This window comes from Paractinoplanes deccanensis, from assembly GCF_016862115.1.
Classification (GTDB): Bacteria; Actinomycetota; Actinomycetes; order Mycobacteriales; family Micromonosporaceae; genus Actinoplanes; species Actinoplanes deccanensis.
In genome coordinates this window covers 21069-34925 of the sequence record NZ_BOMI01000128.1, presented here as the reverse complement: position 1 = coordinate 34925, position 13857 = coordinate 21069, and the positions used below count along the sequence as shown (strand labels likewise).

Below are 13857 nucleotides of genomic sequence, written 5' to 3'. Positions count from 1 at the left end.
TGATGCGGCGATGACCGCATCGACGCCCGGCACGCCGGCCTGGGTCGATCTCGGAACCGCCGACCTGGCCGGCGCGGAGAGGTTCTACACCGACCTTTTCGGGTGGACCGCAGAGGTTTCCGGCGAATACATCACATTCCTGCGGAACGGGCTGCCGGTCGCCGGCGCCGGCCCCCTCTACGGCGCCGGCCAGCCCACAGCCTGGAGCACCTACATCGGCACCGACGACGCGGACGCGGTGGCCGCCCGGGTGGCGGCCACCGGCGGCAAGGTCCTGGTGCCCCCGTTCGACGTGGCCGACCAGGGCCGGATGGCGGCGTTCCTCGACCCGGGCGGCGCCCCGTTCAGCGTCTGGCAGCCCTGGGCGATGCGCGGCGCCGAGCTCTTCGACGTGCCCGGCGCGCTCACCTGGAACGAGCTGAACACCCGCGACCTGGACGGCGCGATGGCGTTCTACCAGGCAGTCTTCGGCTGGCGATACCGCGTCAGCCAGATGGACGGCGCGCCCTACATCGTCGCCAAGGTGCACGAGACACCGGTCTGCGGCATCCAGCCGATGCTCCCGCACATCTGGCCCGACGACGTGGGTCCCCATTGGATGGTCTACTTCGCCGCACACGACACCGACCTGGCCACCGAACACGTCCTCGCCCTGGGCGGCCACATCATCCAGCCCCCACGTTCCGTGTCGATCGGCCGCTACGCGGTCCTCAGCGACCCCCAGGGCGGCCTGTTCGCCATCCTGGCCGGCAACCGTTAGCCGGCTAGCGGTTCCGCGCCCGGCGCTTCCCGTGCTGCGCGCCACCCCGGGACCTCACCTCTTGGTCGCGCTCCAGCCCGCGTTTGTGAGGTCGCGCTTCCCGGCCAGCCCTGTCCGCGCGCTTCCCGCCCGCCCAAGCTGGACCTCCGATCCCGCGCTTGTCGGCCGCCCCTCCCCGAGCCGGCGGTCCCTCGCCCTCGCCCGACCTGAGCGCGCCCTTCCGGGCCTCCCCCGACTCCCGAGCCCCTCCTGCGCCGAACCCGTCGCTCTCCTGCCCGCTGCGGCCGCACTTTCCTCGCCGGTCGCGTCTGCCCAGGCCCGCGATGGCCGCACCTCCCTAACCCGTCGCCCTCCTACCCCGCCCCCCTCACGCCGTACCTCCCTAACCCGTCGCCCTCCTGCTCCCGCCCCTTCACGCCGCATCCCCTAGCCCGTCGGCCTTCTACCCCCGCGCCCGTCACGGCCGCATCCCCCAACCCGTCGCCCTCCTGCCCGCGCCTGCCACGGCCGCATCCCCCAACCCGTCGCCCTCCGGCCCGCGCCCGCCACGGCCTCGCTTGCGGAGCCTTCGCCGCGCCCAGGCAGGCACTTCCAAGCCGCCGCTCCCGATCCCGCAGCTCCGAGGCCCACGCCCAACCCGCTCCCTCTCACGGCCGCTCCTCCCGGTTCGGGGTTTTCCACAGGGCCACCGGTTATCCACAGCGGCTCCGCGCGTCCTTGCGTTTTGCGCCAGACTTGGAGAGGACGGGGGCCCCCTTGGGAGGGCGGGGTTTGCGGTGCTGGCGGAGGCTCAGCCTCGCACCGGGACCACGAGGGGGCCGTGTTCGCCCTCGATGACGCGGACGCGCACGCGGTAATGCATGGCCAGGTGCTCCTCCGTCAGCACCTCGCGTGCCGTGCCCGCCGCCACCACGTGGCCCGCGGCCAGCAGCACCATGCGGTCGGCATATTCGCCCGCCGTGGTCAGGTCGTGCATCGTCGCCAGCACGGTGAGGGCGCGTTCGGCGCGCAGCCGGTCGACGAGTTCGAGGACCTCCTGCTGGTGGCCGATGTCGAGCGCGCTGGTCGGCTCGTCGAGCAGCAGGATGCCGGCGCCCTGGGCGAGCGCGCGGGCGAGGTAGGCGCGCTGCCGTTCGCCGCCGGACAGGGTGTCGAGGCGCCGGTCGGCGAAGCGGATCAGGTCGAGCTCACGCAGCACTTCCTCGACGACGACGAGGTCGTTAGCCGACTCACGACCCAGGGGCGGGACATAGGGGGTACGCCCCAGCAGCACGTAATCGAAAACCCGCATGCCCGGCGGTACGACGGGCGACTGGGCGACCGTGGCGATCGTCTTCGCGCGTTCGCGCCGGGGCAACCGGTCGATCCGGCTGCCGTTCAGCTCGATCGTGCCGGTGTGCTGGAGCAGGCCGCCGATGGCCCGCAGCACCGTGGACTTGCCGGCGCCGTTGGGCCCGATCACGGTCACCCATTCGCCGCGTTCCACGTCGAGGTCGACGCCGTCGACGATGAGCGTGCCGCCGAGGCTGACCCGCAGACCCTCGACCCGGATGGCCGTCATGCCGCCACCCGGCGGCTGGTGCGGAGCACGACGATGAAGAACGGCGCCCCGAAGAAGGCCGTCACCACCCCGATCGGGATCTCCGCCTGGCCGCCGGCGACGCGGCCCAGCAGGTCGGCCAGAGCCAGGAAAGCGCCGCCGAACAGCACCGACAGCGGCAGGATCGAGCGGTAGCTGGGGCCGGCGAGCAGCCGCATCGTGTGCGGGACGATGATGCCGACGAAGCCGATCAAGCCGGAGACCGAGACCGCCGCGGCGGTGCCGAGCGAGGCTGCCACGATCAGCAGGTAGCGGGACCGCTGCGGGTGCAGGCCGAGCGCGCTCGCCTCCTCGTCGCCCACCGTGAGCACGTCGAGCTCACGCCGCTGGGACAGGACGATCGCGCCGGTCACCACCGCGTAAGGGAGCACGAGTAACACGTCGTGCCAGCCGGCGGTGGCGAGGCGCCCGAGCAGCCACGAATAGACCTCACGCAGCGTTTCCACGTTCTGCTGGAGGAGGTAGGTCTGCCCGGCGGCGAGGAACGACGACACCGCCACACCCGACAGGATCAAGGTCGAGGGCGTACGGTCACGACCGCCGGACGCGCCCAGCAGCCACGTCAGGGCGACCGCCAGCAGGGCACCGGCAAAAGCCGCCATGGGTACGCCGAGCGGCAGTTTGGCGGTGGCATCGCCGCCCGGTGCGCCCGCGCGCAGCGAGATCACGGCGGTGACCCCGAGCCCGGCCCCGGCCGCGACGCCGAGCAGGTGCGGGTCGGCGAGCGGGTTGCGAAAGACGCCCTGGTACGCGGCCCCGGCGAGGGCGAGCATGCCGCCCACCAGCAGGCCGAGCACCACGCGGGGCAGCCGGAGCTCGGTGAGGATCGCCACCTCGCGCTCGCTGAGACCACTGTGCAGCCGTACGCCGGGAAGAAGGTTGAGCAGTTCGAGTGCGACCCCGCCGGGCGGGAGGGACACCGAGCCGACGGCCAGCCCGGCGATCAGCGCCACCACGACGGCGAGAACGCCTCCGGCCAGCCAGCCGACCCGAAGGCCGGCCGGGCGGGGCCGCATCGTCACGCGGGAACCTTGGCCACCGCGTCCGCGACGGAGCGCGCCAGGTCGACGGTGCGCGGGCCCCACCGGGAGGCGATGTCGTCGTCGAGCGCGTAGATCTGACCGGTCCGCACCGCCGTGACGGTGCTCCAGCCGGCGCGCTTGGCGACCGTGGCCGGCGACTGCGCGCAGCACTTGCTGTCGGCCAGGAAGATCGTGTCCGGGTTGGACTTGACCAGCGCCTCCTGGGAGAGCTGGGGATAGCCGCCCTTGGTGCCGTCCGGGTCGGCGGCGTCGGCCACGTTGGTCATGCCGAAGAGCGAGAACACCGAGCCCACGAAGGTCTTCGAGGTCACGGTGTAGAGGGTCGGGTCGAGCTCGTAGTAGTAGCTCAGCGGCTTCGACCGCCGCGGCACACCGTCGACGATCTTCTTGATGTCGGTGGCCATCCGGTCGGTCAGCGCGCTCGCCTCGGATCGGTGGCCGGTCAGGGTGCCGAGCTGTTCGATCTGCTCGTACGTCTGGTCCAGGCTCTTCGCCGCCGGCGTCAGGTAGACCGGGATCTTCAGCGTCTCGAGCTGCGACACGATCTTGTCGATGTCGTCGGAGAGGACGACCAGGTCCGGGTCTTTCGCGGCGATGGCCTCGGCGCTGGGCTTGATGCCGGAGAGGTCGGTCCGCGGCGCGTCGGCCGGATAGGTCGACTGGTCGTCGACAGCGGTCACCTGTGGGCCGGCGCCGATCGCGAAGAGCATCTCGGTGGCCGTCGGCGTGAGCGAGACGATCTTTTCGGGACGGGCGCCGAGGGTCAGGTCACCGACCGTGACGGGATAGGCGGCGGACCCGCCGGGCGAGGGAGCGCTCTCGTCCCGGCTGTCGTTGCCGCCGCAGCCGCCGGCGAGCAGCAGGGCGATGGCCGTCAGGGCGGCGGTGAGCATGCGTTTCATGGGGTTCCTCCGGTCGGCCGGGTGGATGGCCGACGGGCGTCGGAGCCCTCCAGCGTGGATCGGGTGGCTGTTACTTCTCGGCGCCCTTGGGCTCGCCCTCGGCGACTGCTTTCTCTTCCGCTGGGTCGTCCGCCTTCGGCTCCGCGGCGCGGTCACCCGCGGCGGCCGCCTCCTCGTCGCCGGCCAGGGCGGCGCGCAGACGTTCCTTTTCGGCCGTACGCCGTGAGGCCGCGCCGACGAGCTGCTCGTTCATCTGGTTGCGCCACGTGGCGAGCAGGAAGTACGACGCGACGGCCGAGACCACCAGCGCCACCATCGCCCTGACCAGGAAGTTCAACGGGATCGGCAGAAGCACCGCGAACACGACCACGAACAAGCCGAGGCGGCCCAGCGAGTACTTGACGGCGGGATTCATCTCTTCTCTCCCTAGCCCACGCGGTGGTCGAGCCACCGCAGGCCGTAGAACCAGATCAGGCAGTAGACAACCGTGGCGCCGAACGCCCCGAGCAGCCCGCTGACCAGCGTGGGGAACGCGAACTGCGACGACGCGAAGCCGGCCAGCGTCATGCCTGCGGCGACGCCGAAGCCGATCGCCAGCAGCGCCACCACGACGCGCGCCGCGCCGAAGCCCTCGGCGCGGAACTCCTCGACGAAGAGCCACACCGGCAGGATCACGGCGAGCCAGCCGCTCGTGTTGCCGAACTCGGAGACGTGCGTCAGCGACAGCACTGCCTCGAGCAGCAACAGGACGACGGCGCCGGTAACCAGCCCGGCCATCGCGGTGCCGATGAGGTCACCGATCGTGGCCAGGCGTCCGCTCGGGTCGCGGCGCGGGCGGCGGGCACTCTTCGTATCGGACATGACACCAAGCAGGGTACGCGCTCGCTATGCCCAGACCTTCTGCGGCTCGGCGCGACGGCTCGCGAGCGACGGAGCCTTGTCGTACTCGCGGACCACCTGGTAGCGGGTGTCGCGCTCGACCGGCTGGAAACCCGCGTCCCAGATGAGCTCGAGCAGGTCGTCGCGGTGCATCGTGTGCGGCGTCCCGTACGAGTCGGCATCGTGGGTGATCTTGTATTCGACGACCGAGCCGTCGAGGTCGTCGGCGCCGAAGTTGAGCGAGAGCTGGGCCACCGACAGGCCGTGCATGACCCAGAAGCTCTTCACGTGCGGAACGTTGTCGAACATCAGCCGGGAGACGGCGAACGTCTTGAGCGACTCGGCCGGCGCGGCCATGGTCGTGCGCTCCTGGAGCCGGTTGCGGATCTTGCCGTCCTGCGAGTCGACGAAGTCGTGCTGGTAGCGCAGCGGGATGAAGACCGCGAACCCGCCCGTCTCGTCCTGGAGCTCGCGCAGGCGCATCACGTGGTCGACGCGGTGCCGCGGCTCCTCGATGTGCCCGTACAGCATCGTGGCCGGGGTCTTCATGCCCTTGGCGTGGGCGACGCGGTGGATGCGCGACCAGTCCTCCCAGTGGGTGTCGTGGTCGACGATGTGCTGCCGGACCTCCCAGTCGAAGATCTCGGCGCCACCGCCGGTCAGCGACTCGAGCCCGGCGTCCATCAGCTCGTCGAGGATCTCGTCGGCCGAGAGGCCACTGATCTTTTCGAACCACTGCACCTCGGTGGCGGTGAAGCACTTGAGCTTCACGCCGGGCAGCGCCGCCTTGAGCTCGCGCAGCACCTTGGGGTAGTAGCGCCACGGCAGGCTCGGATGCAGGCCGTTGACGATGTGCAGCTCGGTGAGCTGCTCGTCCTCCATCTCCTTGGCCTTGGCGACGGCCTCGTCGATGCGCATCGTGTAGGCGTCCTTCTCGCCGGGCTTGCGCTGGAAGGAGCAGTAGGCGCAGCTGGCGGAGCACACGTTGGTCAGGTTGAGGTGCCGGTTGACGTTGAACATCACCCGGTCGCCGTTGAGCTCGGTGCGCTTGTGGTGGGCGAGACGCCCGAGCCAGGCGAGGTCGTCGCTCTCGTAGAGCGCCACGCCGTCGGCTCGGCTGAGCCTCTCACCCGCGTAGACCTTGGCCTCGATCTCGCGCTTCAAGCCGGCATCCATGTGCGCCCCTCTCACTGACCTCGCTGTCGAGGGTACGGCGCACCCCCGACAAGAAACCGCGCGGCAGGGGTTCCAGCTCACGCCGCTGTAACCAAGATTCCCAGTCTTCTTTCATCCGGGATCAATCGACAGGAATGTGAGACGTGGGGTATCACATTAGGGGGAACGACGAGCGGCGCGCCGGCGCCGTGGTGGACGGGGAGCACATGGCGACTGCACGACTCGGTGTTCGGCGACCGCGCCCGTGGTGGCGTCCCGTCGTCTATTCGGCCGTGGCCGCAGCCATCGCGACACTCTTCACGCCGCTGCCCGCGCTGGCCGACCCGGCCACCGCCCCGCAGGCACCGCAGGACAACCTCGGCGTCTCGGTGCCCGACATCGGCGCCCGGCCGATGCCGCTCGGCACCCTGACCCTGCCGGGCCAAAAGGCCAGCACCCTGCCGGTCGCGACGACGACGCTCACCCCCACCCCGACGAGCCCCGCCCTCCAGGCGATCGAAAAGGGCCGCACCGAGATCGCCACCCTCGGCGACCAGCTCATCCAGATCGGCCAGGACCGCGACCTGGCGAGCCAGCAGCAGTCCGCCGCCCAGGTCAAGTTCACCCAGGCCGAGGAGGCGCTGCGCCAGGCCCAGTCCGCCGCCTCCGAAGCGGCCGCCCAGGCCATGCGTGAGGCCGCCGCGCTGCCGCCGGGCATGCTCGACTCCGGGCTGAGCGGCCTCGGCGACCTCGCCCGCATCCAGCGCGGCCAGGTCGACACCCAGCAGGCCATCAGCCGCCAGATCGAGCAGGCGCAGATCAACGCCCAGATCGCCCTCGACGAGCAGGCCCTGGCCGCCGAGCGCTACGCCGAGCTGGTCGACAAGTACAACAAGCTCAACACGCAGATCACCCAGAAGCAGGCGGCGCAGCAGGCCCTCGAGCTCACCCACGCCGACGAGCTGAGCGCCGCCGAGGCGACCGAGACCGCCCAGGACAGCCAGCTCGGCGCGGCCTACCTCGCCGGCGAAGAGGCCGGTCGCGGCGCCGACGCGCGGGCCATCCAGGCGCTCCAGTTCGCCCTGGCACAGCGCGGCGACCCGTACGTCTGGTCCGAGGAAGGTCCCGACCAGTACGACTGCTCCGGCCTGATGTACGCGGCGTACCGCTCGGTCGGCTTCCAGCTGACCCGCGTCTCGCGCGACCAGTACTGGCAGACCCGCAACAAGGTGGTCGACCGCTACTCCCTGCTCCCGGGCGACCTGCTGTTCTTCAGCTCGTCGAGCAGCTGGCGAGGCATTCACCACGTGGCGATGTACGCGGGCAACGGCATGATGGTCGAGGCCCCGCGCACCGGCCTCAACGTGCGGCTCACACCCGTGCGCTGGTCGCGGCTCTTCCAGGCCACCCGGGTCTTCGGCTCCGTCGAGGGCATCGTGCAGGGCCCCAACCTCGGTGCGCCCGACCCCGACCCGACCGACGGCGGCACCACGCCGACCAACCCCGGCACGGGCACCCCGGGCACCGGCTCGCCGAGCAACCCGGGCACCGGGTCGCCGAGCAACCCCGGCACGGGCCTCCCCAGCACCCCGACGAGGCCGACGCCGCCCACCAAGCCGACGACGCCGACGACCACGAAGCCGACCGAGCCGAAGCCGACAACGACCACACCGACGAAGCCGACGACCCCGACAACGACGCCGCCGACGACACCGACGACGACGCCGCCGACCACGCCACCGACGACACCGACGACCACGCCTCCGACGACGACGGAGCCGCCGAAGACGACCGAGCCGACGACGGCGCCCACCAACGAGCAGCCGTCGAGCGGCGGCACGAGTGGCAGCTCCAGCTCGGGCGGCAGCGAGTCGAGCCCGACGGGCGACAGTTCCAGCTCCACGTCGTCCTCGGCCACCACCTCGTCGTCGTCCACCTCGGCGTCGGCGAGCGGCTCGGCGTCCGCTTCGGGGTCGTAAACGCCTCGCGTCCCGTTCGGTCTCGCCGTCGGAACCGGTATTGCCCGTCAGGGAGAGCAAAACCGTCTTTCCGGTGGTCAGTGCACGTCCAGGGGCATGGTCCGGTTGATGCCGGGTGCGATGACGCGCGCGGATATGGCACGGTTATGGTCAGCGCCCGACGTTCCCAACCGTCGGCACGCGGCGTCGGGAGGTTCCATGGACGAGCGGCAGGCGACACCGGACAGCGACGGCACCAAGCCGGCCGCCACGCCGACGCCGTCGAGCAGCGACGACACGTTCTCTCCCCCACCGCCGCCCGCACCGGGCGCGCTGTGGGCCACGCCCGCCAGCTCGCCGGTGAGCGGCGCCAGCGGCCGCGCCTCGGTCTCCGGGTCGATTCCCGTGCCTGCCGCCGAGTCCTCCTCGGACTCTCCAGCCGCGGCGCCGGAGCGCCCGTCGCCCGAGCCCTCGTCTGGGCCCTCGACGGAGCCCTCGACGGAGCCCTCGTCCGAGCCTTCGCTCGTGCCCGAGCGAGTCGACGGGTCCAGCCGCCAGCTCTCACCCAAGCTCGGATCGGGCGCCGCCCGGGCAACCGTCCCGGGCACGGTCACGCCCGACGCCGCCGAGGTGGCCCGCGCCCTCAAGCGCCCCACAGGCGAGTCGAAGCTGTACGGCGCGAAGTCCGCCAAGCTCGTCACCCCTCCCGGCACACCCGAGACACCGATCGAGACGGCCCCGGCCGCCCCCGTCGTCAAGGCGACCGCAAAGCCCACCAGCGCCGCGCCCGCCAGCCCGACGTCCGCCGGCTCCGCACCCGCCACGTCGGCGTCCGCCGGTGCCACACCCGCTACCTCGGCGTCCGCCGGTGCCACACCCGCCACGTCGGCATCCGCCGGTGCCGCACCCGCTACCTCGGCGTCCGCCGGTGCCACACCCGCCACGTCGGCATCCGCCGGTACCGCACCCGCCGCCTCGACGTCTGCCACGTCGGCATCCGCCGGCTCCGCGACCGCCGCAGCCGCGCCCACCAGCGCAGCGCCGGCCACCCCCGCTTCCTTCAGCCCGGCGCCCGCCAGCCCGGCGCCCGCCAGCGGAGGCGCAGCCGCCCCTGAGTCCGACAGCGCCGCGCCCACCAGCGGCGCGCCCAGTGGCTCTGCGGCTCCCACCGCGGCGCCCGCTGCGACGGCGGCCGCGCCCGTGGTCAAAGCCTCGGCCAGCGTGCCCGTCATCAAGCCGGTGGCGGACGTGAAATCGGCGAGCGAGCCCGAGCCCGCCGACCCCAAGCCGGCCGACCCCAAGCCCGCGGAGCCGCAGCCCGGCGACCCGAAGCCGGACGAGCCCAAGCCCGGTGAGCCCAAGCCCGGTGAGCCCAAGCCCGGTGAGCCCAAGCCGGGCGAGCCGGAGCCCTCGGAGCCGCAGCCCGACGAGCCGTCCCCGGCGCCGTCGCCGGAGCCGACCCCCAGGCCGGTGCCGCCGGTTCCCGCGCCGCCGCACAAGCCGGAGCCCACGCGGCCCGAGCCGGGTCACCCCGAGCCGGTCCAGCCGCCGGACCCGTTCCCGGCGCCACCCGCGCCCGGACCCTTCCCGGCGCCGTCGCCGAGCCCGTTCCCGGGGCCCGCACCGTCGCCGGCGCCGCCCGGTCCGGGTCCGGCGCCGTCGCCGTCGCCGAGCCCGGTGCCGCCTTCCCCCGTACCCCCTGGTCCTGGGCCCTCGCCCGTGCCGCCGGGTCCGGGTCCGTCGCCCGTCCCGCCCGGTCCCGGCCCGTTCCCGGTGCCCCCGGGTCCGGGGCCGAGCCCGGTGCCCGAGCCGCCCGGACCGAGCCCGGTGCCCGGCCCGCCTCAGCCGATCGTGCCCCCGCCGCCTATGATCCCGAGCGGCGGCGCCGGCCTTCCGGCGTACACGATGCCCCCGGAAGCGAGCGCACGCAGCGTGACCACCCCCTTCGGGGTCGGCGAGCCGGCCCCGTCCGGTCGGCCTTTCGGCCCGACTTCCGGTCAGCCGACCGGAGCCCCCGCCGGCACGATCTTCGGATCGCCGGCGACCACGTCCTTCGGGACCGCACACGACGATCCCGACTCGACGATCGCCGTGCCGCAGCAGCGCCTGCACGGCACGCTCTACGGCACCGGCGGATACGAGACGATCGACACAACCATGCCGGTCTCGATGAACGCGATCGAGACCTCCGGCTCGCTGACCGGCCACATCCTGGCCCAGGGCTGGCAGGACGAGGTCGTCGACCGGCGGCGCAGCAACCTCAAGGTCGCCGTCGCGATGCTGGTCGTGCTCGGTTTGCTGGTCGCCGTGAGCGTCGTTTTCCTGCTCACAGCGGGCAGCTCGTTCAGCGACATGATCGGCAAGATGTTCGAGTAGCGGGCTGACCGGTATCCGACTGGATTGGTGGTGCGACCCCGCCTGCCCTAAGCTGGCGAGGTTGCGCCGGCGTGAGCCTGCCCACTACAGGCGTGGAATGCGGTCGGCGTGGAAAACGTTGAGCCGTACACTTATGACAGTTATTGACGCGGCGTGCCCATCCGGAGCACGCCACGGGCGTTCTTGCGGGCATTTCAGCGGTCGGCTCACGGCAGCCGAGGCGGGCCATTCGCGAGCATGCGCCCCCGTAGAGAGGTTCTCTTGACCACTTTCGCTGATCCCAGCACGTTCCCGTCCGTCTTCGACTCCCCCTCCGAGACCGCCGAGACCGCGGTCGACGCGACCGAGACCCCGGTCGCCGACTCGACTGAGACCACTGAGACCACCGTCACCGAGACGGTCGTCACCGAGGAGCCGGCTCCGGCCCCGGTGAAGAGCTTCGCCGAGCTCGGCCTCCCCGCCGAGATCGTCCGCGTGCTCAACCGCGAGGGCATCACGCAGCCCTTCGAGATCCAGGCCGCGACCATGCCCGACGCGCTCTCCGGCCGCGACGTTCTCGGCCGCGGCCAGACCGGCTCCGGCAAGACGCTGGCGTTCGGCCTGCCGCTGCTGGCCCGCGTCGCGCAGGGCGGCCGCGCCCGCCCGCACCACCCCAAGGCCCTGATCCTGGTGCCGACGCGCGAGCTGGCGATGCAGGTCGCCGACGCGCTGATGCCGCTCGGCCGCGCGGTGGGCGTGTTCCTCAAGACCGCCGTCGGCGGCGTTCCGTACGACCGGCAGATGGACGCGCTGCGCCGCGGCGTCGAGGTCATGGTCGCCACCCCGGGCCGGCTCGCCGACCTCATCGAGCGGGGCGCCTGCAAGCTCGACGACATCGAGATCACGGTGCTCGACGAGGCCGACCAGATGGCCGACATGGGCTTCCTGCCCGAGGTCACCGAGCTGCTGGCCAAGACCCCGGCCGACGCGCAGCGCCTGCTCTTCTCGGCCACACTCGACGGTGACGTCGACACGCTGGTCAAGCGGTTCATGCACGACCCGGTCACCCACTCGACCGCGCCGGCCGAGGCCAGCGTGTCCACGATGGACCACCACCTGCTGCTGATCCCGCCGCACGACAAGTTCCCGATCGCGGCGTCGATCGCCAACCGCGAGGGCAAGACGATCGTCTTCGCCCGCACCCAGATGGGCGTCGACCGCCTGGTCGAGCAGCTCCGCGCGGTGGGCGTCCGGGCCGGGGCCCTGCACGGCGGCAAGACCCAGCGGGTGCGCACGCGCACGCTCGCCGAGTTCAAGGAGGGCCGCACCAGCGTCCTCGTGGCGACGGACGTGGCCGCGCGCGGCATCCACGTCGACGGCATCTCGCTGGTCGTGCACGTGGACCCGCCGAAGGACCCGAAGGACTACCTGCACCGCGCCGGCCGCACCGCCCGCGCGGGCGAGTCGGGCGCCGTGGTCACGCTGGTCCTGCCCAAGCAGCGCCGCAGCACCCAGGCGATGATGGCGAAGGCCGGCGTCCACCCGGGCGAGGTCCGCGTCCGCCTCGGCGACGAGAAGCTGGTCGAGATCACCGGCGCCCGCGAGCCCAGCGGCGTTCCCGTGGTCGACGAGCCGGAGCCCCGCCGCGAGCGTGGCGGCTCCCGCGGCCGCTTCGGCGACCGCGACCGTCGCGGCTTCGGCGGCGACCGCCCGCGTGGTGACCGTCCGCAGCGTTCGTACGGTGACCGTCCGCAGCGTTCGTTCGACGACCGCACGGGCAGTGACCGCTCGTACGGCGACCGCCCCCGCAGCGACCGCCCGTCGTACGGCGACCGCCCGCAGCGTTCCTTCGACGACCGCGGTGGCTATGGCGACCGTGGCGGCTACGGCGACCGCCGCTCCTTCGGCGACCGCCCGGCCAGTGACCGACCGGCCAGTGACCGACCGGCCGCCGACCGCCCCACCGGCGACCGCGGCTACGGCCGCAACGCCGAGCGCACCGGCGGCTTCCGCCGCGACAACCAGCGCAACGACCGCCGCGAGGGCGGCTCGGCGGGCCGCTACGGCAGCCCGCGCCCCGCGCGCACCTTCTGATCCACAGATCCACCCGAAAGCCCGGCACGCGCGATCGTGCCGGGCTTTCGGCCTTTCCGGCCCGCTGCGCGGCGCGAGCCCACCATGCTCCGCCCAGCCACGCGCCGCGAAGCAAGACAGAACGTTCTCCCTCTCCAACCCCGCCCCGCCACCAGCGCCCCGACCCGCGAAAAACAAGACAGAACGTTCTCTCTTGCTCGCGCGGGTTTCCGGTGAGGGCTGTTGCCGGTCGGCGGGCGCGGGTAAACAGAAGGACATGTCGCCCTTGCCGCAGTCGCTGTTCTGGGAGCGCCGGGACACCGCCGGAGCCGAGCATGCCCTCGTCGACACGTCTTCCGGGCTCTACGCGCGGGGCACCGCGCTGGCCGTCGATCCGATTCCGTACACGTGCCGTTACGAGCTGCGCACCGACGCGGAGTGGGTGACCAACTATCTCGATGTGGCGGCCGAGGGGGCCGGGTGGGCGCGCAGCGTGCGGCTCGAGCTCGCCGCGGGGCGGTGGCGCGCCACCACGAAGGAGCAGGGCGACCTCGACGCGGTGCTGGCGGCCAGCGGGCACGCGGGCGCGGGCTTCCCGGGCATCGAGGATCCTGACCGGCTCTTCGGCGCCTTCGACGTCGATCTGGGCGGGTCGCCGCTGACGAACACTCTTCCCGTACGGCGTCTGGGCCTGCACCAGGCGCAAGGGGCCGACGTCGGCGTTGCCCACCGGCTCAGCGTCGCCTGGGTGCTGCTGCCGAGCCTCGAGGTGGTGCAGGCCGACCAGATCTACACCGCGCTGCCGGACGGACGGATCCGGTATGCCAGCGAGACCTTCAGCGCCGACCTCACCGTCGACGACGACGGCTTCGTCGTCGACTACCCGGGCCTCGCCGCCCGCACCGGCGAAAAGGCCGACTGAACACCGAGCCGACCGCGAAAGGGCCGACCGATCACCCAGCCGACCGCGAAAAGGCCGACCGATCACCCAGCCGACGGCGAAAAGGCTGCCCGGCCGCCAAGCCGGCGGCGAAAAGCCGGGACCAACGACGAAGCGCCGGCTGAGCGCCAAGCCGGCGAAAGACGACCCCCTCAGCCTGCCAGATTCGCGAGGCCCAGAAGGGAAAACACC

General features: G+C 72.3%; 12 protein-coding genes. 5 read left to right on the top strand and 7 right to left on the bottom strand.

The window, feature by feature from the left end; genetic code table 11:
• Positions 1 to 10: 10 nt before the first annotated feature.
• The gene (locus tag Ade02nite_RS32090; RefSeq protein WP_203772060.1) at positions 11 to 760 is read left to right on the top strand and encodes a VOC family protein; all 750 of its coding nucleotides are present in this window, start codon (positions 11 to 13) and stop codon (positions 758 to 760) included.
• A gap of 790 nt (positions 761 to 1550) precedes the next feature.
• On the opposite strand, the gene Ade02nite_RS32085 is transcribed toward Ade02nite_RS32090, so the two are convergent.
• The 6 genes from Ade02nite_RS32085 to mqnE all read right to left on the bottom strand — a co-directional run bounded on the left by Ade02nite_RS32085 (position 1551) and on the right by mqnE (position 6360).
• Positions 1551 to 2321: an ABC transporter ATP-binding protein gene (locus Ade02nite_RS32085; protein WP_203772059.1), complete on the bottom strand. Its 771-nt coding sequence runs from the start codon at positions 2319 to 2321 to the stop codon at positions 1551 to 1553.
• Positions 2318 to 3376 carry a FecCD family ABC transporter permease gene (locus Ade02nite_RS32080; RefSeq protein WP_203772128.1) on the bottom strand — a complete coding sequence of 353 codons (1059 nt, stop codon included), beginning with the start codon at positions 3374 to 3376 and terminating at the stop codon, positions 2318 to 2320. Before Ade02nite_RS32080 ends, Ade02nite_RS32085 begins: the two co-directional genes overlap by 4 nt.
• 2 nt (positions 3377 to 3378) lie before the next feature.
• Entirely contained in the window at positions 3379 to 4305 is a 927-nt protein-coding gene (locus Ade02nite_RS32075) for an ABC transporter substrate-binding protein (protein WP_203772057.1), read from the bottom strand.
• Positions 4306 to 4375: 70 nt separating this feature from the next.
• Entirely contained in the window at positions 4376 to 4720 is a 345-nt protein-coding gene (locus Ade02nite_RS32070; RefSeq protein ID WP_203772055.1) for a DUF4229 domain-containing protein, read from the bottom strand.
• 11 nt (positions 4721 to 4731) lie between these two features.
• Positions 4732 to 5166: a hypothetical protein gene (locus Ade02nite_RS32065; RefSeq protein ID WP_203772053.1), complete on the bottom strand. Its 435-nt coding sequence runs from the start codon at positions 5164 to 5166 to the stop codon at positions 4732 to 4734.
• Between the two features lie 24 nt (positions 5167 to 5190).
• A complete protein-coding gene (mqnE, locus tag Ade02nite_RS32060) occupies positions 5191 to 6360 on the bottom strand; it encodes an aminofutalosine synthase MqnE (protein WP_203772051.1) in 1170 nt (389 codons plus the stop codon).
• Between the two features lie 272 nt (positions 6361 to 6632).
• On the opposite strand from mqnE, the gene Ade02nite_RS32055 reads away from it, so the two are divergent.
• Positions 6633 to 8318 (top strand): C40 family peptidase, encoded by a 1686-nt coding sequence (locus tag Ade02nite_RS32055; protein ID WP_239169216.1) that lies wholly within the window; start codon positions 6633 to 6635, stop codon positions 8316 to 8318.
• A gap of 77 nt (positions 8319 to 8395) precedes the next feature.
• Here the strand turns inward: Ade02nite_RS32055 and Ade02nite_RS32050 are convergent, their stop codons facing one another.
• Positions 8396 to 9529, bottom strand: coding sequence for a hypothetical protein (locus Ade02nite_RS32050; protein WP_203772047.1), 1134 nt, complete (start codon positions 9527 to 9529; stop codon positions 8396 to 8398).
• Between Ade02nite_RS32050 and Ade02nite_RS32045 the strand changes: the two genes are divergently transcribed.
• The 3 genes from Ade02nite_RS32045 (at position 9519) to Ade02nite_RS32035 (ending at position 13647) form a co-directional block, all read left to right on the top strand.
• Positions 9519 to 10673: a hypothetical protein gene (locus tag Ade02nite_RS32045; RefSeq protein WP_203772045.1), complete on the top strand. Its 1155-nt coding sequence runs from the start codon at positions 9519 to 9521 to the stop codon at positions 10671 to 10673. The genes Ade02nite_RS32050 and Ade02nite_RS32045 overlap by 11 nt on opposite strands.
• 261 nt (positions 10674 to 10934) lie before the next feature.
• Positions 10935 to 12746, top strand: a complete 1812-nt coding sequence (locus Ade02nite_RS32040) for a DEAD/DEAH box helicase (RefSeq protein ID WP_203772043.1) — start codon at positions 10935 to 10937, stop codon at positions 12744 to 12746.
• A gap of 256 nt (positions 12747 to 13002) precedes the next feature.
• On the top strand, positions 13003 to 13647 hold the full coding sequence (locus tag Ade02nite_RS32035; protein WP_203772041.1) for a putative glycolipid-binding domain-containing protein: 645 nt from the start codon (positions 13003 to 13005) through the stop codon (positions 13645 to 13647).
• Positions 13648 to 13857: the final 210 nt, after the last annotated feature.